Here is a 19,874-nt window from a genome sequence, read left to right on the forward strand (position 1 = left end):
GGCATAAGCAGCATCCCTCAAGGGAGTTGCGACCTAACCGGAAGGCAACGATCCGGAAGCGATCACCAACGGGCCTGCCAGCGAAGGCCTGTGAGCACATACGCGCAGAGCAGGACCGTCAACGTGAGCACGAGGGCCACCCCTGCGGGCTGCCCCACCACCTCCAGCACCCCGGCGAGCCACCGGTCCAGGGGTGCCCACCGCGGGCCGGCGAACTCGCCCAGCCGGGAGGGGAGTCCGGCGACGGACCGGACCGCAGGACCGCTCGCCACCTGACGCAGCAGCGGGACGAAGGCGACCGGCACGAAGAGGACCGCGGCCACCCCGGCCGCCGCCGCGCGGAACACGCCGGCCCCCAGGACCCCCGCCCACGCGCAGCCGACCGCGAGCCCCAGCCAACTCGCGGACATCGAACCCCAGTTGTCTGGTACGGAGATCAAGTCGGCGCCGTAGAAGAGCCGGAGGGCCGCCAGGTCGACCCCCGCCGTCAGCGCGCCGAGGAACAGCGCGAGGGCCGCGGCGACGGCGAGCTTGGCGAGCAGCAGCGCGAGTCGGCGCGGTACGGCGCCGCGCCCTGCGGCGAGCGCGGGGTAGCGGTACTCCTCGCCGAAGGAGAGCGCGCCGAGCAGCCCGGCGCCGAGCGCCGCGGGCGGCAGCGGCAGGAGGTCGGGCCAGGCGGCCATCACTGTCGGCAGCGGGGTCCCACCGCCCCGCCCGAGGAGCACCGCGAGCACGACCGACACCGCCGGCACGCCCGCCGCGACCAGCCATGTGGAGGGCACGCCGAGGACCCGGCGCAGCTCGTACCGGAGCGGGCGCAGCGGCGCGCGGACCGGACGGCGCGCCGCCGCGGGCCGGTCCGGAGCCGCGCCACCCGTCGGCGGGGCCGGCGCGGGCACCCGTACCGGAAGGGGGTCGGCGTCACCGGTCTCGTCCGCGAGCCGGTGGACCGGTACGCCGTGCCGGAACGCGATGTCCCCCACCTGGGCGCAGTCGCCGCCGTACACCAGGAGGAGGGTGCCGTCCTGCGTGACGGCCTCGACCGGCCTGCGGGCGGCTCGGGCCTCCTGCGCCACGGCGGCGGCGAGCCGGGCGGCGTGCGGGGTGCGGACGGCGACCCTCGGCCGCAGCCGGGTGCGGGCGAAGTCGCCGGCGTCCTGGGCGGCGACCAGGCGACCCTCGTCGAGCGTGATGACGTGGTCGGCGTTGCGCGCCGCGTCCTTGGGGTCCCTGGTGGTGTAGAGCACGGTGCCGCCGCCGTCCGCGTGCGCCCGCAGGAGTCCGTGCAGGCCGGCCTGCTCCACCGGGGAGAGCCCCGCCGCCGGGGCGTCCAGGAGCAGCGTGTGCGGCTCCCCCAACAGGGCGGCGGCCAGGGCGAGTCGGCGGTCGACCCCACGGGGCAGGGTGCCGAGCCGCCGCCCCTCCAGTCCGGCCAGCCCCACGGCGCGGATCACCTCGTCGGTCCGGGCGACCGGAACTCCCGCGCCGGCGGCGAGCATCCGCAACTGCCCGCGCACGGTACGGGACGGGTGCCCGGGCACGTCGCCGAGGACCACCCCGACCTCGCGCGCGGGCTGGGCGATCCGGTGCAGCGGCCGCCCACGGAAGTAGGTGAGTCCGCGCCCCGGGTCGAGTCCGAGCAGGAGGCGCAGGGCGGTCGTCTTGCCGGAACCCGGGGCTCCGACGAGGGCGGTCACGGCCCCCGGCGGGGCCTCGAAGGTCAGATCGTCCACGGCGGGCGGGCGATCGCGGCGGGGGGTGCTGGTCAGTCCGATGGCCTGGAGCATCGCTTCTCTCGCGGTAGGTGTCACCGCTCCGCGGCAGGGCGGCGCTATCGCAGCAAGATAACGCCAGATTTCGGACTTTTGCCGCAGGGTTGCCACCCGGGGGCGGCGGGGAGGACGCGCCCCTCAGACCTCGGGGCGCAGCATCGGCGGGTTGAGGAGGGTGGCGCCGCCGGCCCTGAACAGCTGGGCGGGGCGGCCTCCCTGACGGGTGGTGGTCCCGCCGGTCGGGACGAGGAAGCCGGGGGTACCGGTGACTTTGCGGTGGAAGTTACGCGGGTCGAGCGAGACGCCCCAGACGGCCTCGTAGACCCGGCGCAGCTCCCCGACGGTGAACTCGGGCGGGCAGAAGGCCGTGGCGAGCGAGGAGTACTCGATCTTGGAACGAGCCCGCTCCACCCCGTCGGAGAGGATCTGGGCGTGGTCGAAGGCGAGCGCGTCCGGCGAGTCGCTGCCCGCCGCCCGCGCCTGGTCGAGCAGTTCCTCCACCGGGGCCCAGCGCGCGCTGTTGGCGTCCCCGCCGGGCCGCGGCGCCGGCAGGTCGGGGGCGAGTGCGAGGTGGGCGACGCTCACCACCCGCATCCGCGGATCGCGCTCGGGCGCTCCGTAGGTGGCGAGCTGTTCCAGGTGCGCGCCGTTGTCCGGCACCGGCGACGGGGCCGACGGGTCGTGGGCGCGCAGTCCGGTCTCCTCGGCCAGCTCGCGCGCGGCCGCGGCGCCGAGGTCCTCGTCGGCGCGGACGAAGCCTCCGGGCAGCGCCCACCGTCCTCGGAAGGGCGCTTCTCCCCTGCGGACGACCAGAGTGCACAGGGCGTGGCTCCGCACGGTGAGGACGACCAAGTCGACGGTGACGGCGAAGGGCGGGAAGGCCGACGGGTCGTAGGGAGGCATGCCGCGATCATAGTCGTCTTCCTGACGATAAACACGCCCTGTGCGCTTCTCGTCCCTGACTTCCTCCCCCGGTCCCGAGGACTTCCTCGTCTCCGTGCCCGGCATCCGTCACACCCCCAGCTGCAGACCCTCGGCGGCCTCCTCGACCATACCGAGTCCGAGGCGGCTCACCCGCACGGCGAAGGGCTCGCCGGCGACCACGAGTCCGGAGAACCGGACCGCCCCCAGCGGTGCGGAGGCCATCGGCTGCACCGCGACGCTCCGGCCGGGGGTGTCGGGCCGGATCCCGGCCAGGGCGGTGAGCGCGTGGACCGCTCCGGCGGCCGCGACGGCGGCGGGCCGGCAGGCGGCCGGGTGCGGCACGGGGCGCGCGCCCGCGGCGCGCTGCTCGCCCGCGTACATCTCGGGCAGCCGGTGGCCGAAGAGCTCGGCGGCGTCGAGCAGGCCCCGCAGCAGCGCCGTGGCCTCCTTCTCGTATCCGGCGGCGGCAAGGCCGGCGACGGCGACGGCCGTTTCGTGGACCCGGACGGCTCCGGCCCGGTGCCCGAACGGGTTGTGGCCGGGCTCCTTGGCGCCGAGGCTGCGCAGCCCCCAGCCGGAGTCGAGCGCGGGGGTGCCGAGCAGGCGCGCGAGCTGTTCGGTCTCCGCCTGGTCGAGCAGCCCCCGGGCGTACCGGCCGCTGTCGAGGAGACCGGTGTCGAGGAGGTGGGCGGCCCACCCGCCGAGCTGGGCCCAGGAGTGTCCCTCGGGCGCCCGGGCGGCGGCGGGTCGGCCGCCGGACGGATCGTCGAGCCAGAACTCGCTCCGGAACCGTTCGCGCAGGGTGCGGGCCGCGGCCCGGAGGTCCGCCGCCCCCGGCCGCCCGCAAGCGTCGAGGAGGTCGGCCCCGAGCAGGGCGGCCCGATGGGCGTGGGCCTGGGTCTCGGCCCGCCAGGGTCCGCCGGGCGCGGGGTCCGGCAGGAGGCCGTCCGCGTCAAGGCCGCGGCGCAGCCAGGCGAGGCAGCGCTCCGCCACCGGAAGGAGCTCGTCCAGGTCGGCCTGGGGGAGGCCCCACCGGCGTGCCTCGGCGAGGACGACGGGGAAGGCGAGGGTGGCCTCGACTCCGGTGCAGCGGGGCGGGAGGTGCGGCCCGGCGTCCCGCAGCGGGCCGGGGAGACGCCCGGACTCGGTTCCGCCGGCGACCTGGGTGCGGCCGAGGCAGCGGAGGGTGGTGGCGGCGAGCCGGGTGCCGAGAGGCAGGGCCATACGGGCCGCCCAGAGCGCCTCCGCGGTGACCGGTCCGCAGCGCCACGGGACGCCGGCCGCGAGATGGACGTCCGCGGGGTGCGCGGGGTCGCGCTGGAGGAGGGCCCGCAGGTCCTCGACCGACGTACGGAGCAGCACGCCGGGGCGGCGGTCGTCGCCCTCCGCCTGGGCGTCGGAGAGCAGGTGGCCGCCGGGGCGCCCGGTGCCGCCGGGCGGGGTGGCACCGGGGCTCCGGTCGGCGTGGACACGGAGGTGGAGAGTGGTGGCTGCGCCGGGGGCGAGGTCGGTTTCCCAGCGGAGCACCCCGGCCGCCGCCAGGGCGTCCGTGGGCGCCGGATCGGCCGTGACGGCGACGGAGCGTCCATCGGGGGCGGTCCAGCGCAGTCCGGTGCCGTGGACGCTGGCTCTGAGTTCGGGACGTGGTCGGCCGGACGCGACCGCGCCCAGCTCCGCGAGATCCGTGCCCAGAGCGACCTCCACGGGGAGGCGGAGGGGCCGCGGGAAGGCGCTGCGGAGGGTGATCCGCTCGGTGCCGTCGGCGCTCCGGGAGCGCTCGACGGTGACACCCGGGTCGGGGCCGGTGTCGCCGGGGGCCCGGAGGGCGCCGGCGAACACGGCCCGGTCGGCGGCGGCGAGCCGCCCTTGAAGGGGGATGGGCTCGCGGCCGGCGACCCGCAGGACGCTGCGGGAGAGGAGGCGCCGTCCCGAGGCGTACACGCCTTCCGGTCCGCGGCCGGTGAGCTGGCCGTGCTCGGGAGAGAGGGTGAAGGCGGGCAGGGCGACGCACAGGAGGGCGTCGTGGACCGGGGGGAGTTCTCCGGGGTGGTTCCCCCGGACGGCGGGGACACCGCCGTCCGGGGGGATTTGTCTGCTGGGCCGTTCCGTCGGGTGGCCGGGGGTCGGAACAGGGCTGTGGACCATGAGGGGTGTGGCGTGCTCTCTGTGCGATCCGGACGGCCGGCAGGGCGTCGGCGGTATGGCTCGCCCGGCCCCGCCACAGAGGTGAACGGCCGGGGGGTGCGCGGGGTCACGGTCGTCACCGGCCGCTCCTCGTGCCGCGCCGGCCTCCGGGGTGCGGGGCGGGGCCTCCCGGCCGGGTCGCGGCGCGCCCGACGTGCCGTACTCCCGGTGCCCCCCGGCCTCGCCGGGCGGTGCCCGCCGCCCTCGGGAGCGCCGGCCGCGGCCGGGCGGGGCGTCCTCCTCGGCTCCGGATCCGGGTCCGGGCGCCCCGGGCGGGCGCGGCGGCCGCCTGTTCGGCCGCGGCCCGGGTCTCCCGCTCCTGGCGCAGGCAGGTGCGGAGTGTCTCGGGGTCGAGGCCCTCGTTGCACGCCTGGTGCAGCAGCCGTGCGAAGAGGTACTCGGGGTCCGCCTGGAGGGCGAGACTCAGGGCGACGCGGGCGGTCGGTTCGTCGCCGGTCGACCAGGCGGCCCAGCCGGCGAGGGTGAGCGGCGCGGCGGCGTACTCCTCGTAGGGGGCGACGCAGCGCCGGGCGAGGACACGCCAGAGCCGTCCGGCCGCGGCGCCTTCGGCTCCTTCCATCCATTCGGCGAGCCGGTCGCGGGTGAGACGGTCCTGGAGTCCCAGGATCAGGGCGGCCGCGTCGCTGTGGTCGACGAGGGCGTCGTCGTCCGCGTCGATCGCCGCCTGGCCGCGGCGGGTTCCGTCCGCGCCGACCCGGAGCTGCGGTCCGGCGAACCTGTTCAGGAGCCGGCCTGCGAGGGCCAGCGTCGTCTCGCGCAGCCGCGCCCGGCCTTCTTCGTCCGCGCCGTCGACGACGCGGGGGACGATGTCGGCGGCGGCCGCGTCGAGGGCGGCGCGCTGCTCTGTGTCGCCGGGTGCGCCGGTGGGCTTGAAGCGGGCTTCCATCTCCCGGAGTGAACCCCGGACCTGGATTCCCGCGTAGGTGGCGGCCGCCGCCATCACCGAGGTGCCGCCGAGGGCGAGCGGGGTGCCCTCGGGCGGGCAGCAATGGGGGTTGGGGCAGCAGTAGGAGAAGTGGCGTCCGCCGGAGATGCAGAGCACCTCGTAGACGGGGATGTCGAGGGCTCCGCAGGCGGTCCGCAGGCGCTGGGCGAAGGGCCGCAGCCGCTCGTGGACCTCGCGGGCGGTCTCGCCCGTGCCCGGGTCCTGGCAGAGGAAGCCGACGATGCCGTCGGGTGGTGTGCCGCGCTTGGCGCACATGTCGACGAGAACCTCGGCGAGGTGGTCCGCGGTGGAGTCCCACTCACCGGGCGAGCGGGGAATGCCGAGCCGGATCCGGCCGCCGAAGCGTCCGTTCTCACCGTGCAGGGCGACGAGCACGACCGAGTCGGTCGGGTGGAAGCCGAGCACGAACGGCAGGGCGTCGGCGAGTTCGGCTGCGCTGCGCAGGGTGACCTGTCGGCCGCGAGCGGATGCACTGGTTTCGTGGTGATTCGCGTTCATGGCGAGGACGTTCTCGTGATCTCCGCTTTCCGACAACCCCTGTGGATAACTCCGCACATACGGTGTGATGATCTGATATGCACTATCCACAGATCTCTGCCTCGTTCGCCGAATGTCCGAGGCATCGGGTTGCATGGACACATGACCCACGCAGACCGCCCGGAAGACCGCGCCGCGCTCCGCGCCACCGCCGACGCCGTACTGGCCAGACTCGTCGGGGACCCGACCGGTACGGCGAGACTGCGCGAGGACCAGTGGCGTGCCATCGAGGCGCTGGTCGCCGACCACCGCCGGGCCCTGGTCGTCCAGCGGACCGGCTGGGGCAAGTCGGCCGTGTACTTCGTGGCGACCTCCCTGCTGCGCGAGAGGGGCAGCGGGCCCACGGTCATCGTCTCGCCGCTGCTCGCCCTCATGCGCAACCAGGTGGAGGCGGCGGCGCGGGCGGGCATCCGGGCCCGCACGATCAACTCGTCGAACACGGAGGAGTGGGAGAGCGTCCACCAGGAGGTCGCCGACGGCGAGGTCGACGTCCTCCTGGTCTCCCCCGAGCGGCTGAACAACCCGGACTTCCGTGACCAGGTGCTGCCGCGGCTCGCTGCGGCCACGGGGTTGTTGGTGGTGGACGAGGCGCACTGCATCTCGGACTGGGGGCACGACTTCCGGCCCGACTACAGGCGGCTGTGCACGATGCTGGCCGAGCTGCCGGCCGGTGTGCCGGTGCTCGCCACCACCGCGACCGCGAACGCCCGGGTGACGGCGGACGTCGCCGAACAGCTCGGCACCGGCGCGGGCACCGACGCCCTCGTCCTGCGCGGCCCGCTGGACCGCGAGTCCCTCAGCCTGGGTGTGGTCACGCTGCCCGACGCGGCCCACCGTCTGGCCTGGCTCGCCGACCACCTCGACGAGCTGCCCGGTTCCGGAATCGTCTACACCCTCACCGTCGCGGCCGCCGAGGAGGTCACCGCGTATCTCCGTCAGTGCGGGCACACGGTCGCCTCCTACACCGGGCGCACCGAGAACGCGGACCGTCAGCAGGCCGAGGACGACCTGCTGGCCAACCGGGTGAAGGCGCTGGTGGCGACCTCGGCGCTCGGCATGGGCTTCGACAAGCCGGATCTCGGCTTCGTCGTGCACCTCGGCTCGCCGTCCTCGCCGATCGCCTACTACCAGCAGGTCGGCCGCGCCGGACGCGGTGTGGAGCACGCGGAGGTCCTGCTGCTGCCGGGCAAGGAGGACGAGGCGATCTGGCGGTACTTCGCCTCCGTGGCCTTCCCTCCGGAGGAGCAGGTGCGCCGGACGCTCGACGTGCTCGCCTCCGCGGGCCGGCCGATGTCCCTGCCCGCGCTCGAACCGCTGGTCGAGCTGCGTCGCACCCGACTGGAGACGATGCTCAAGGTCCTCGACGTGGACGGGGCCGTGCGGCGGGTGAAGGGCGGCTGGGAGAGCACCGGACAGCCGTGGGTGTACGACACCGAGCGGTACGCCTGGGTGGCCCGGCAACGGTCCGAGGAGCAGCAGGCGATGCGCGAGTACGCCACCACGGCCGGGTGCCGGATGGAGTTCCTGCGCCGCCGGCTGGACGACGAGGAGGCCGCGCCCTGCGGCCGGTGCGACAACTGTGCGGGACCACGCTTCGATCCGAAGGTGTCGGACGCGGCGCTGGACGCGGCCCGGGGCGAGTTGGGACGCCCGGGCGTGGAGCTGGAGCCGCGCCGGATGTGGCCGACGGGGCTGGCCGCCGCCGGTGTCGATCTGAAGGGCCGGATCCCGGCCGGTGAGCAGGCGTTCGGCGGCCGTGCTCTCGGACGTCTTTCGGACATCGGCTGGGGCAACCGGCTCCGGCCCCTCCTGGCCGACACCGCACCGGACGGGCCGGTGCCGGACGACGTGGTGCAGGCGGTGGTCCAGGTGCTCGCCGACTGGGCGAAGGGGCCCGGCGGTTGGGCCTCCGGTACCCCCGACGCGCCGCCCAGGCCGGCCGGGGTGGTCACCGTGGCCTCGCGGCGGCATCCTGCCCTGGTGGGGTCGCTCGGTGCGCGGATCGCCGAGATCGGGCGGATGCCCCTCCTCGGATCGGTGGAGTACGCGCCGGAGGCGGAGGACGTCCGTCTGTCCCGGACCAACAGCGCCCAGCGCGTGATCGGGCTGCACCGGGCCCTGGAGATCCCCTCCGAGCTCTCGGAGCGGGTGGCCTCGGCAGGGGGTCCTGTGCTGCTCGTGGACGACCTGTCCGACACGGGCTGGACGCTGGCCGTGGCGGCGCGACTGCTGCGTCGGTCCGGTGTGGAAGGGGTCTTCCCGCTGGCGCTCGCCGTCCAGGGCTGAGAAGGGCCGGGAAACCACGAGTGAATAATGGGTAACCGGGCAGGGATATCAGTGGCATAACGGCTCATTACCGTCAGCCGCCTCAATTGCTCGTTGCCGCCCCCGCTCGGGCCAAGCAAGAATTGGGGAACCGCCCCACACGGCTCGAAGCGGTCCGGAAGGACTGTGCCGTGCTGCGCCCTCACCCGACCTTGCCCGCCTCGCGCGCGCGTATCCGAAGGGAGGACCGTGACCCTCGGATTCGCTCCGTCCACCGCCTCGCTCGGCTCGAGTTCCACCTCTGCCAGCCGTCTCGCCCGGATGCTGGAGCCCACCGACTGGGCCGCAGCCGGAATTCCCTTGCTGCGCAGTCCGCGTGAGGTCGTGAGCGGGTTGCACTCCCGTCACCGGCCCCTGCCCGCGACCGCGGTCGTGGCGGTGCTCGACCACGAGGAACGGCTCACGGCGAGCGCTTCGTTCGTGCGCCGCCCCGGCCCCGCCGACGGCTGGGAGTTCCGGAACGCGCTCCTCGCCCACCTGCGGCGTGTGGTCCCGCACGACCTGCGGCGCCGCGCTCCCGTCCGGACGGCGGTGCTCGTGTACTGCCGCGACGGTGACGAGCGCTGGACGGAGGAGGACGGGGCCTGGATGTGGGGGCTCCGTGACGCCTGCACGCTCCACGGACTGCGCTGCGGTGCGTACATCACGCTGACCAAGACCGGCTGGCAGGTCTTCGGCGAGGGCCGGGGAGGCCGTCGGCCGAGTTCGGATTCGGCCCCGCTCGAGCTCGGCGCACCGTCCACCGAGCTCGGCCACCTCGCGCCGAGGACGGCGGGCGGGGCGGCCGAGCCCCTGCGCAGGGCAGCGGCGCGCTGAACCGCCCGGCCGCTCCGCCGGACCGGGAGTGGTCCGGCGGAGACGCGACCGGTCAGACTCCGGCGCCGAGAAGGGCGTTGACCCGCTGCGGGTCGCCGCAGACCACAAGCAGGGAACCCGCTCGGGAAAGGGCGGCCGGCAGGGCACGGGCGGCCACGTCGTCGTCACCGCCGTTCACCGCGACTATCACCACGGGGCGGGCGATGACCCGGTCCACCGAGGCGGCGTCCGCGAAGAACACGTCCTCGGCGGTGTCCTGCTGAGCCCAGTAGGCGGCCTCGCCGAAGGTCAGCTCGTGCGCGGCCCACGGGTGGCGGTCGCCGGTGGTGAGCACCAGGACCTCACCGGGCGGCCGACCGCTGTCCAGGAGCAGATCGAGGGCTTCCTCGGCGGCGTCGAGGGCACCCTCGACCGAAGCCGGGATGAGCTGGAGCTGCGGACTGTCGCCGGAACGATTCTCCGGACGGCTCTTGGGCGCGGGCGGGCCCGGAACGGGTCGCTGGGCCGGTGGCGCGGGCCGGGCCGGGCCGGGGCCCGGTCGGCCGGGACGCGGGGAGGCCGCGGAACGCGGGCCGGGTACGGGACGTGGGGTCGGCGCGGGGCGGCCGGCGGCCGCGGTGGCGCTAGGACCCTGAGCGCTCTCGTGAATCTGAGGCTCCTCGGGAGGGAGAGGCATGGGTGGATGTCTATCAAATGCCGTTTCGGACGGCACCGCCGGGTGGGCGCACAAGGGCGCCCCCCGGTCCGGCGGGCCCTCGTCGGCGAGGCCCCGCGACCGGAAGTTTCAGAAGTCGAAGCCGAGTTGGCCCCCACTCTCCAGAGCGGCCGCCTCCGCGGAGAGACGGACCTTCTTGAGATGGCGCCATCGGGGCATGGCGTCCAGGTAGGACCAGGAGAGCCGGTGATACGGGGTGGGCCCCAGCTCTTCGAGGGCGGCCTTGTGGACGGGCGAAGGGTAGCCCGCGTTGGCCGCGAAGCCGTAGCCGACACAGTCCGGACCGGTCTCCAGCTCCGCCATCATGGCGTCCCTCCGCACCTTCGCGATCACGGAGGCCGCGGCGACGGCGATGCAGGACTGGTCGCCCTTGATCACCGTGCGCACCCGCCAGGGGCTGCCGAGGTAGTCGTGCTTGCCGTCGAGGATCACCGCGTCAGGGCGGACCGGGAGTCCGTCGAGGGCCCGGACGGCCGCGAGGCGGAGCGCCGCGGTCATGCCGAGTTCGTCGATCTCCTGTGGGGAGGCATCGCCGAGCGCGTAGGCGGTGACCCAGCGTTCCAGATCGGCGGCGAGCACGGTGCGCCGCTTCGGGGTGATCAGCTTGGAGTCGGTCAGCCCCTCGGGGGGACGGCGCAGACCGGTGACGGCCGCGCACACGGTGACGGGCCCGGCCCATGCCCCGCGTCCGACCTCGTCGACCCCGGCGACGGTCTTGGCGCCGGTGGCGGCTCGGAGCGACCGCTCGACGGTATGGGTAGGGGGTTCGTACGGCATGGCGCTTGACAGGTTACGCCGCCGAGTGCCGCGCGCGATACCCGGATTCCCGTCAGCGCCCCTCCCTCCCGCCCCGAGCCCGGCCATACCGGTCCCGAGCGCATCGGCGGCACCGTGATCCGGTCGACGACCTCGGACACCGCGCCGCCCCCGCTCTTCGCTTCCGCACACCTCTCCGCGCGCGATCCCGCGCTCCAGCACACATCCGAAGAGCCGCTTCGAGGGCCCGACAAAGCCTGTCTCGATCGCTGCGCGGAAGTACACGGTGGTATCCCCATCGCACTCGTGAAGGACCACCCACAGGGCGGGGCCGGAGCGCGAGTTCGTCAGACCGTTTCCCCCGACACTGCCCCACTGGTCGGGCACCGGCCCTCAAGTGCACGGCGACGCCGCGAAGGCCGGTGCCCGTCGTGCTCAGCTTCGAGTCACGCCCTGCGGCAACCAGGCGGGGAGGGCCTCGGTCCGGTTCAGCCAGTCGGACGGCGGCGCGCCCGCGGGCGAGGAGGCCACCACGCCACCGGCGATGGCACAGGTCGTGTCGACGTCCCCGCCGACCTGGGCCGTCGTCCAGAACGTCGTCTCGAAGTCGCCCAGGCCGCGGGCCGCCGACCAGAGGGCGAACGGCACCGTGTCGTGGGCGCTGGTCCGTCGGCCGCTGCCGAGCACGGCCGCGACGGTCCCTGCGTCGCCGTAGTCCAGCATGTCGCGGGCCCGGCGCAGCCCCGCGCCGACGGCGCTGCGCGGAACCAGGGCGATGACCCCGTCGAGCAGCGCCTCTGGCGTGGGCGGGCCGGCCGGATCGGCGGCGAGCGCGGCCGCCGCGGCAACGGCCATGGTGCCGACGACGGCCTCGCGGTGCTGGTGGGTGGGGTAGGCGGAGATCTCGGCCTGGTGCGTCGCCTGCTCGGGGTCGTCCGCGTACCAGGCGCCGAGCGGGGCGATGCGCATCGCTGCGCCGTTGCCCCAGGAGCCCTGGCCGTTGAAGAGCGCGGCGGCCAGCTCGCGCCAGTCGCCGCCCTCCCTGATCAGCCGGAGCATCCGGTTGACGGCGGGGCCGTAGCCCCGGTCGAAGTCGTGGTGCTCAGCGAAGGACATGGCCAGGGCGTCCTGGTCGATGCGGCCGTGCAGGGCGAGGACGGCCAGGACGGAGCAGGCCATCTCCGTGTCGTCGGTCCACTGCCAGGAGCCCGGGGGCAGCTCGCGCCGCTTCAGCAGGGGGTAGTTCGCGGGGACGAAGAACTGGGAACCCAGAGCGTCCCCCACGGCCAGTCCGCGCAGACTGGCGAGGGCGCGATCGAAGCGCCGGTCGAATGAGGAGTCAGCGGTCATCGGTGCGCCACTCTATCCGGTGGGACCATACGGTTCCGGGGTACACCAGCGTTCGAACGGGCGGTCCAGCCGGTAGCGCCCGTCCTCCCCGAGCAGCAGGACCCGGGTCTCCGCATTGCCCGGATTCGACAGCGACTCGAATTCGGCCACGCTCCAGTGGAACCACCTCATGCAGAAGAGCCGCATGGTCAGCCCATGGGTGACCAGCAGGACGTTCGGCGGATGGTCGGGGGCCTCGAAGCTGCGGTAGAGGCTCTCCAGGAAGGCCCCGACGCGGTCGTAGACGTCGGCTCCGGACTCGCCCTGCGCGAAGCGGTAGAAGAAGTGGCCGTACGCGTCCCGGTAGACCTTCTGGAGGCGCACGTCCTCCCGGTCCTGCCAGTTGCCCCAGTCCTGCTCCCGCAGCCGCGGCTCCTCGCGGATCCTGACCCGTCCCGGCGGCAGCCGGAAGGCTTGCAGGGTCTCGTGGGTGCGGCGGTAGGGCGAGACGTACACGCTCACCGCCTCGTCGCCGAAGAGCTCCCTGAGCCAGACGCCCGTCCTCTCCGCCTGCCGCCGGCCGGTCTCGGTGAGCCGGAGCGCGTGGTCGGGCTCCCGCTCGTACACGGTGTCGTCGACATTGCCTTCGGACTCTCCGTGCCGTACGAGAACGATGCGCCGCGGTCGTGCCATGCTCCGACCCTAGAGGGAGGAGTTCCCTCCGTCTCAGCCACGGAGACGGCCGGAGTCCATCCGGCGTATCCGCCCGGTGAACCGGTGGCGCAGCGCGCGGTCGTGCGAGACCACCACGAGCGCGCCCGGCCACTCCTCCAGGGCCTGTTCCAGCTCCTCGACCAGGCCGAGGGCGAGGTGGTTGGCGGGCTCGTCGAGGAGGAGCAGGTCCGCGGGGCGGGCGAGCAGCCGGGCAAGCGCGAGTCTGCGCAGCTGCCCTGCCGAGAGGGAGCCCACGGGCACGAGGAGATCGGCGGACCGGAACAGTCCGTACGACAGCAGTCGTTCGGCGAGTCCGTCCTCGTCGAGCCCGAGTCCCAGTCCGCGTCCGAAGGCGGCGAGCAGGGGTTCGGCGGGCCGCCGGACGGTGACCTCCTGGGCCAGGAAGCCGACCCTGCCCCGGCGTCGCACCTCTCCCTCGTCGGGTACGAGGTCGCCGGCCATGACGCGCAGCAGGGTGGACTTGCCCGCGCCGTTGCCCCCGTGGACGAGCAGTCGCTCGCCCGCCGCCAGGGCGAGGGCGTCGACGGCGAGCCGGTCTCCGATCCGGACCCGGTCCAGGGCGAGGAGTTCGCCCCGGGCCGCCCCGGCCTCCGGGCGGGCGGCGAAGGCGAGGGGCGGGGCCGGCTCGGACACGGGCTGCTCCGTGAGCCGCCTCAGCCTCTCCCTGGCATTGCGCACACGCCCGGAGACGGACGCCTGGACGCGGCCGCCGGCCCGGCCGTAGGCCATCTTGTTGTTGTCCTTCATGACGCGGCCCGCGGCCACGGCATGGGCCACCCCCTCCGCGTACGCCTCCAGACGCTCGGTCTCGGCGCGCCATTCCTCGTACTCCTGCCGGCGTCGTCGGCGCGTGGCCTCGTGGGCCGCGCGGAAACCCGCGTACCCCTCGCCGTGGCGGACGAGGGTCCGCCGGTCGGTGTCGACCTCGACGAGGGCGGTGGTGACGCGCTCCAGGAAGACCCGGTCGTGGGAGACGGCGACGACGGTCCCCCGGTGGGCCCGGAGGGACTCCTCCAACCAGTCGAGCGCGTCCGCGTCGAGGTGGTTGGTGGGCTCGTCGAGCAGGAGCACCTCGGGTGCGGCGGCGACGGCGCAGGCGATGCCGAGTCGGGCCTGTTCGCCGCCGGAGAGGGTGCCGAGCCGGCGGTCCCGGGCGATGCGGGCGATCCCGAGGGCATGGAACGCTTTGTCGATACGGGCGTCGGCCTCGTATCCCCCGCCCATTTCATAGGCGGTGAGCACGTCCCCGTACTCCGCGAGGTCGTCGACCGCCCCGCGGTCCAGACGTGCTTCGAGTGTGCGCAGGCGCCTCTCCATGGCGCGGAACTCGGCCAGGGCGGAGTCGACGGCGTCGGCCACCGTGTCCTCCGGCGGCAGGTCGGGGGTCTGGCGGAGGAGTCGCAGGCCGCCGTCGGCCAAGGCGGTGACCCGGCCCTCGTCCGGCGCGACCGCGCCGGACAGCAGGTGGAGGAGGGTGGATTTGCCCGCCCAGTTCTCCCCCACGATCCCGACCCGTTCGCCGGGGCGGACGGAGAGCGAGACGCGGTCGAGGAGTATCCGCTCTCCACGGGAGACGGTCACGTCGTGGAGCGAGATCTGTGCGGGCATGGCACCTCCCAGGAGCTACAGCAAACACAACTCTTGTTGCGTTAATGTGAGTGTGGCACACTCGGAACCACTAACGCAACGGGAGTAGCAGTTGAACGACTCGATCGAGGACCCCGACGCCCCCGCCCCGGGCAGCCGCCGCCCCGGCGGCCGCACCGCCCGCACCAGGGCCGCCGTCCGCGACGCCGTCCTGACGGGGCTGGCCGAGCACGGCTATCCCGCCCTGACCGTGGAGTACGTGGCGGAGCACTCGGGCGTGCACAAGACGACGCTCTACCGCCGCTGGGGCAGCGTGGAGGGCATGGTGGCCGACGCCCTCGCCCTCGCCGGGGAGGACGCCTGGACCCCGCCGGACACCGGCAGCCTCGCCGGCGACCTGCGCGCCCTCGCGTGGGAGGTCGTCGAGGGGTTCGGGGATCCGGCCCGCGCCGCCGCGCCCACCGCCTTCGTCGGCGCGGCGTTCCAGTCGCCGCGCGCCGCCGACGCCCTGCACTCCTTCTACGCGGAGCGGTTCCGCCGCTGCGAGGAGGTCGTGGCCCGGGCGGTCGACCGGGGCGAGGCGCCGGTCGGCACCGATGCCGGCGCGGTGGTCCGGGCGGCCTCCGCCCCCCTCTTCCTCCGCCTCTTCGTCACGCGCGAACCCGTCGACGAGAAACTGGCCGACCAGGCGGCGGAGGCGACGCTGACGGCCGTGGCGGCGGGCGTGTTCACCCGAGGCGCGGAAGCGCCGGCCACCGGCGGTCCGGCCACCGCCCCCGGAGGCTGAACGCTCAGACGGTCCAGGCGGATTCGAGCCGCACGATGTCACCCGTGAGCGCGGCCACGTCGGCCTCGGTCTGCGCCCTCAGGCCGAGGCGCTCCACCCGCTCCTCACGGTACTTGCCGTGCTCCGCGGTGGAGTTCCAGAGCGAGAGCACCAGGAACTCATGCCCGGGCGCCTCGCCGAACAACCCCCGCAGCATGCCCGGCGATCCGGCCATCGCCGGGTTCCACACCTTCTCCTGCATCAACGCGAAGTGCTCCACGCGCTCTTCGTGGACACGGCAGTGCGCCACCCGCGCCACGTCCGCGTCGGCGAACTTCGGCTCGAAACCGGTCTTCACGTCGAAGCGGTGGTCGAAGAGCTTGACCTGCGCGTCCTTGTAGGTGCCGGACTGCGCGGCGGCCAGCCGGTCGTGCGAGCGGGCCATGAAGGAGTCGTAGAAGGCCCGGCTCTCCCAGAAGGAGAAGATGTGCGCGATCTCGGGACGGGCCCGGCTCCAACCGCCGCCCTGTCCCCGGAAACCCGGCTCACCGAGCAGCCCCGCCCACTTCCGCTGCCCCCGTTCGAAGCCTCGGCGGTCCACGACGGCGCAGCGAATCCACTTGACCAGCACCGCGCCATCGTACGGGTCGGAGGAGCGCCCCGGCAGACCGTCATCACAGATGGGCGACACGGGGTGAGGCGCCGTCAGGCACCCGGCTCTTTCAGGCCAGTCGGGCGTCGAGTTCCGGCACGTCCCCGCCCCGGAACGGCGCTGGGCGACCTTCGCAGACCCAACTGTCGTACCCGCGTGACACCATGAGGAAGGACCCGGGCGAGGGGTCCATACGGGGAACAGGGAAAGGGGAAGCACCGTGAGCGGACTCAACAAGGGCGTCGGCAAGGTCGAGGTGGCGCTCAAGTGGGATGCGGCACCTTCGGGCGCACCGGCGCACGACCTGGATCTCGTCGCCGCCGTCTTCACCTCCGAGGACCCCTACGGCGCTCCCGCACAGCTGGTCCACTTCGACAGTCGTTCCCCCGACGGGACGATCACCCTCCACCGCGACAGCCGTACCGGACAGGGCTTCGGTGACGACGAGGTGATGACCCTCGAACTGGACCGGTTGGCTCCCCGGTACGTCCGCGTGGTGGTCGGCGTGGCGATCCAGCAGGGCCGCGGCCGGCTCGTCTTCGGATCCATAGCCCAGACCGCCGTACGCGTCAGCGAGGGCTATACGGAGCTGCTCCGCGACGACTTCGCCGCGGTCGCCGACGCGACGGCGGCGACCGTCGTCGAGTTCACCCGGGAGGGTTCGGCGGGCTGGACCTTCCGGCCCCTGCTGCGGGGGTTCGACACGGACCCGCAGACCTTCGGCTCGCTCATGGGCTCCGCGCGCGCCTGACCCCTGCCGCCCCCTCACCCCTCCACGGACTCCGGACAGGACGAAGGGCGGTGGAACCGGCACCCGGTCCCACCGCCCGCCCGCCAAGATCACTCCCGGCGGGTCATCGTCTCGACTCAGCTGCAGCCGCTGGTCGAGCCGCAGCCCTCGCAGATGTAGCAGGAGCCGGCGCGCTGCATCTTCGTACCGCAGGAGAAGCAGAGCGGGGCGTCGGCGCTGATGCCGAGCTGCATCTCGACGAGCTCCGCCGAGGTGTGCGCCTGCTTCGGGGCCGGGACCTCGGCCTTGACCACGGGGGCCGGGGCGGCGACGGCCTTCAGCTCCGTGGCGACCGGGGCGGACTGGGCCAGGCCCTCGACGTCGACCTCGTCCTCAGCCGGCTCGTAGGAGCCGGTCTCCAGGTGGCGCTGACGCTCCTCGGCGGAGTGGATGCCGAGGGCGGAGCGGGTCTCGAAGGGCAGGAAGTCCAGCGCCAGGCGGCGGAAGATGTAGTCGACGATCGACTGCGCCATCCGCACGTCCGGGTCGTCCGTCATGCCGGCCGGCTCGAAGCGCATGTTGGTGAACTTCGAGACGTACGTCTCCAGCGGGACGCCGTACTGCAGACCGACGGAGACGGCGATGGAGAAGGCGTCCATCATGCCCGCGAGGGTCGAGCCCTGCTTCGACATCTTCAGGAAGACCTCACCGAGACCGTCGTCCGGGTAGGAGTTGGCGGTCATGTAGCCCTCGGCGCCACCGACGGTGAAGGAGGTGGTGATCCCGGGGCGGCCCTTGGGGAGGCGCTTGCGGACGGGGCGGTACTCGACGACCTTCTCGACGGCCTCGCGGATCGTCGCCTCGGTCTTCGCGGTGACCTCGGCCTTCGCCGCGTCCTCGGTGTCCTTCTTCTTGGCGGAGAGCGGCTGGCCGACCTTGCAGTTGTCGCGGTAGATGGCGAGCGCCTTGACGCCCATCTTCCAGGCCTCGAAGTAGACCTCCTCGACGTCCTCGACCGTGGCCGTCTCCGGCAGGTTCACGGTCTTGGAGAGGGCGCCCGAGATCCAGGGCTGGATGGCGGCCATCATGCGGACGTGGCCCATCGCGGAGATGGAGCGCTCGCCCATGGCGCAGTCGAAGACCTCGTAGTGCTCGGTCTTCAGACCGGGGGCGTCGATCACATTGCCGTGCTCGGCGATGTGGGCGACGATCGCCTCGATCTGCTCCTCCTGGTAGCCCAGGCGGCGCAGGGCCTGCGGGACGGTGCCGTTGACGATCTGCATCGAGCCGCCGCCGACCAGCTTCTTGAACTTGACCAGGGCGAGGTCGGGCTCCAGGCCGGTGGTGTCGCAGGACATCGCGAGACCGATGGTGCCGGTGGGGGCGATGACGGACGCCTGGGAGTTGCGGAAGCCGTTCTTGGCGCCGAGACGGATGACGTCCTGCCAGGCCTCCGTGGCGGCGGCCCAGATCGGGGTGTCCAGGTCGTCCATGCGGACGGCCTTGTCGTTGGCGTCGGCGTGCTGCCGCATGACGCGCTGGTGCGGCTCGGCGTTGCGGGCGTAGCCGTCGTAGGCGCCGACGACCGCGGCCAGTTCGGCGGAGCGCTTGTACGAGGTGCCGGTCATCAGGGAGGTGATGGCACCCGCGAGCGCGCGGCCGCCGTCGGAGTCGTACGCGTGGCCGGTCGCCATCAGCAGGGCGCCGAGGTTGGCGTAGCCGATGCCGAGCTGGCGGAAGGCGCGGGTGTTCTCGCCGATCTTCTGGGTGGGGAAGTCGGCGAAGCAGATGGAGATGTCCATCGCGGTGATGACCAGCTCGACGACCTTGGCGAAGCGCTCGACGTCGAAGGACTGGTGACCCTTGCCGTCGTCCTTGAGGAACTTCATGAGGTTCAGCGAGGCAAGGTTGCAGGACGTGTTGTCCAGGTGCATGTACTCGCTGCACGGGTTCGAGCCGTTGATGCGGCCGGACTCGGGGCAGGTGTGCCAGTGGTTGATCGTGTCGTCGTACTGGATGCCGGGGTCGGCGCAGGCCCACGCGGCCTCGGCCATCTTGCGGAAGAGCGCCTTGGCGTCGACCTCCTCGATGACCTCGCCGGTCATGCGGGCGCGCAGGCCGAACGTGCCACCGGACTCGACGGCCTTCATGAACTCGTCGTTCACACGGACGGAGTTGTTGGCGTTCTGGTACTGGACGGACGTGATGTCGTCGCCGCCCAGGTCCATGTCGAAGCCCGCGTCACGGAGGGCGCGGATCTTCTCCTCCTCCTTGACCTTGGTCTCGATGAAGTCCTCGATGTCCGGGTGGTCGACGTCGAGGATGACCATCTTGGCGGCGCGGCGGGTGGCACCACCGGACTTGATCGTTCCCGCGGAGGCGTCGGCGCCGCGCATGAAGGAGACCGGGCCCGAGGCGTTGCCGCCGGAGGAGAGCAGCTCCTTGGAGGAGCGGATGCGGGAGAGGTTCAGGCCGGCGCCGGAGCCGCCCTTGAAGATCATGCCCTCTTCCTTGTACCAGTCGAGGATCGACTCCATGGAGTCGTCGACGGACAGGATGAAGCAGGCGGAGACCTGCTGGGGCTGCGGCGTGCCGACGTTGAACCAGACCGGCGAGTTGAAGCTGAAGATCTGGTGGAGGAGGGCGTAGGCGAGCTCGTGCTCGAAGATCTCCGCGTCGGCGGGCGAGGCGAAGTAGCCGTAGTCCTCGCCGGCCTTCGTGTAGGTCTTCACGATGCGGTCGATGAGCTGCTTGAGACCGGTCTCGCGCTGCGGGGTGCCGACGGCCCCGCGGAAGTACTTGCTGGTGACGATGTTGACCGCGTTCACCGACCAGAAGTCGGGGAACTCGACGCCACGCTGCTCGAAGTTGATCGAGCCGTCGCGCCAGTTGGTCATGACGACGTCACGGCGCTCCCAGTTCACCTCGTCGTACGGATGCACGCCGGGGGTGGTGTGGATGCGCTCGATCCGCAGGCCCTTGCTCGCCGCCTTGGCTCCCTTGGTGCGGGAACCACGTGCCGGGCCGCTCGCCGTCTCTGTCATGCCGCCTCCCATATACGGGCAAAACACCCTTTGGC

The 19,874-nt window shown here is 73.2% G+C and carries 15 protein-coding genes; 4 read left to right on the plus strand and 11 right to left on the minus strand.

Going from position 1 to position 19,874, the window contains the following annotated elements:
* Positions 1-62: 62 nt before the first annotated feature.
* The 4 genes from QK442_RS23545 to QK442_RS23560 form a co-directional block, all read right to left on the minus strand.
* A complete protein-coding gene (locus QK442_RS23545; RefSeq protein WP_282696026.1) occupies positions 63-1,787 on the minus strand; it encodes an ATP-binding cassette domain-containing protein in 1,725 nt (574 codons plus the stop codon).
* 123 nt (positions 1,788-1,910) lie between these two features.
* Positions 1,911-2,675 (minus strand): NUDIX domain-containing protein, encoded by a 765-nt coding sequence (locus tag QK442_RS23550; protein ID WP_282696027.1) that lies wholly within the window; start codon positions 2,673-2,675, stop codon positions 1,911-1,913.
* A 108-nt stretch (positions 2,676-2,783) separates the two neighbouring features.
* Positions 2,784-4,841, minus strand: coding sequence for a glycogen debranching N-terminal domain-containing protein (locus QK442_RS23555; protein ID WP_282696028.1), 2,058 nt, complete (start codon positions 4,839-4,841; stop codon positions 2,784-2,786).
* Between the two features lie 115 nt (positions 4,842-4,956).
* On the minus strand, positions 4,957-6,345 hold the full coding sequence (locus QK442_RS23560) for a DUF4192 domain-containing protein (protein WP_282696029.1): 1,389 nt from the start codon (positions 6,343-6,345) through the stop codon (positions 4,957-4,959).
* A gap of 141 nt (positions 6,346-6,486) precedes the next feature.
* On the opposite strand from QK442_RS23560, the gene QK442_RS23565 reads away from it, so the two are divergent.
* Together QK442_RS23565 and QK442_RS23570 are read left to right on the plus strand one after the other, a co-directional pair.
* Positions 6,487-8,670 (plus strand): RecQ family ATP-dependent DNA helicase, encoded by a 2,184-nt coding sequence (locus QK442_RS23565; RefSeq protein WP_282696030.1) that lies wholly within the window; start codon positions 6,487-6,489, stop codon positions 8,668-8,670.
* Between the two features lie 228 nt (positions 8,671-8,898).
* The gene (locus QK442_RS23570; RefSeq protein WP_282696031.1) at positions 8,899-9,525 is read left to right on the plus strand and encodes a hypothetical protein; all 627 of its coding nucleotides are present in this window, start codon (positions 8,899-8,901) and stop codon (positions 9,523-9,525) included.
* 52 nt (positions 9,526-9,577) lie between these two features.
* On the opposite strand, the gene QK442_RS23575 is transcribed toward QK442_RS23570, so the two are convergent.
* The 5 genes from QK442_RS23575 to QK442_RS23595 form a co-directional block, all read right to left on the minus strand.
* Positions 9,578-10,201, minus strand: coding sequence for a hypothetical protein (locus QK442_RS23575; protein ID WP_282696032.1), 624 nt, complete (start codon positions 10,199-10,201; stop codon positions 9,578-9,580).
* Positions 10,202-10,309: 108 nt separating this feature from the next.
* The gene (locus QK442_RS23580) at positions 10,310-11,017 is read right to left on the minus strand and encodes a ribonuclease HII (RefSeq protein ID WP_282696033.1); all 708 of its coding nucleotides are present in this window, start codon (positions 11,015-11,017) and stop codon (positions 10,310-10,312) included.
* Between the two features lie 414 nt (positions 11,018-11,431).
* On the minus strand, positions 11,432-12,346 hold the full coding sequence (locus QK442_RS23585) for an ADP-ribosylglycohydrolase family protein (RefSeq protein ID WP_282696034.1): 915 nt from the start codon (positions 12,344-12,346) through the stop codon (positions 11,432-11,434).
* A gap of 12 nt (positions 12,347-12,358) precedes the next feature.
* Positions 12,359-13,018, minus strand: a complete 660-nt coding sequence (locus QK442_RS23590) for a histidine phosphatase family protein (protein WP_282696035.1) — start codon at positions 13,016-13,018, stop codon at positions 12,359-12,361.
* Positions 13,019-13,051: 33 nt separating this feature from the next.
* A complete protein-coding gene (locus QK442_RS23595; protein ID WP_282696036.1) occupies positions 13,052-14,668 on the minus strand; it encodes an ABC-F family ATP-binding cassette domain-containing protein in 1,617 nt (538 codons plus the stop codon).
* A gap of 91 nt (positions 14,669-14,759) precedes the next feature.
* Here QK442_RS23595 and QK442_RS23600 point away from each other — a divergent pair, with 91 nt between their 5' ends.
* Complete coding sequence (locus QK442_RS23600) at positions 14,760-15,434, plus strand: TetR/AcrR family transcriptional regulator (protein ID WP_282696037.1); 675 nt, start codon at positions 14,760-14,762, stop codon at positions 15,432-15,434.
* A 4-nt stretch (positions 15,435-15,438) separates the two neighbouring features.
* Here QK442_RS23600 and QK442_RS23605 read toward each other — a convergent pair whose 3' ends face one another.
* Positions 15,439-16,044: a YdbC family protein gene (locus QK442_RS23605; protein ID WP_282696038.1), complete on the minus strand. Its 606-nt coding sequence runs from the start codon at positions 16,042-16,044 to the stop codon at positions 15,439-15,441.
* A 241-nt stretch (positions 16,045-16,285) separates the two neighbouring features.
* On the opposite strand from QK442_RS23605, the gene QK442_RS23610 reads away from it, so the two are divergent.
* Positions 16,286-16,816 (plus strand): TerD family protein, encoded by a 531-nt coding sequence (locus tag QK442_RS23610; protein ID WP_282696039.1) that lies wholly within the window; start codon positions 16,286-16,288, stop codon positions 16,814-16,816.
* Between the two features lie 116 nt (positions 16,817-16,932).
* Here the strand turns inward: QK442_RS23610 and QK442_RS23615 are convergent, their stop codons facing one another.
* On the minus strand, positions 16,933-19,839 hold the full coding sequence (locus QK442_RS23615; protein ID WP_282696040.1) for a vitamin B12-dependent ribonucleotide reductase: 2,907 nt from the start codon (positions 19,837-19,839) through the stop codon (positions 16,933-16,935).
* Positions 19,840-19,874: the final 35 nt, after the last annotated feature.

This window comes from Streptomyces sp. CC208A, from assembly GCF_030010625.1.
GTDB lineage: Bacteria > Actinomycetota > Actinomycetes > Streptomycetales > Streptomycetaceae > Streptomyces.

Coding starts and splice junctions, on each gene's coding strand:
- QK442_RS23565 (WP_282696030.1), top strand. CDS start 6,487: ATGACCCACGCAGACCGCCCGGAAGACCGCGCCGCGCTCCGCGCCACC.
- QK442_RS23545 (WP_282696026.1), bottom strand. CDS start 1,787: ATGCTCCAGGCCATCGGACTGACCAGCACCCCCCGCCGCGATCGCCCG.
- QK442_RS23560 (WP_282696029.1), bottom strand. CDS start 6,345: ATGAACGCGAATCACCACGAAACCAGTGCATCCGCTCGCGGCCGACAG.
- QK442_RS23555 (WP_282696028.1), bottom strand. CDS start 4,841: ATGGTCCACAGCCCTGTTCCGACCCCCGGCCACCCGACGGAACGGCCC.
- QK442_RS23595 (WP_282696036.1), bottom strand. CDS start 14,668: ATGCCCGCACAGATCTCGCTCCACGACGTGACCGTCTCCCGTGGAGAG.
- QK442_RS23575 (WP_282696032.1), bottom strand. CDS start 10,201: ATGCCTCTCCCTCCCGAGGAGCCTCAGATTCACGAGAGCGCTCAGGGT.
- QK442_RS23580 (WP_282696033.1), bottom strand. CDS start 11,017: ATGCCGTACGAACCCCCTACCCATACCGTCGAGCGGTCGCTCCGAGCC.
- QK442_RS23585 (WP_282696034.1), bottom strand. CDS start 12,346: ATGACCGCTGACTCCTCATTCGACCGGCGCTTCGATCGCGCCCTCGCC.
- QK442_RS23550 (WP_282696027.1), bottom strand. CDS start 2,675: ATGCCTCCCTACGACCCGTCGGCCTTCCCGCCCTTCGCCGTCACCGTC.
- QK442_RS23590 (WP_282696035.1), bottom strand. CDS start 13,018: ATGGCACGACCGCGGCGCATCGTTCTCGTACGGCACGGAGAGTCCGAA.
- QK442_RS23615 (WP_282696040.1), bottom strand. CDS start 19,839: ATGACAGAGACGGCGAGCGGCCCGGCACGTGGTTCCCGCACCAAGGGA.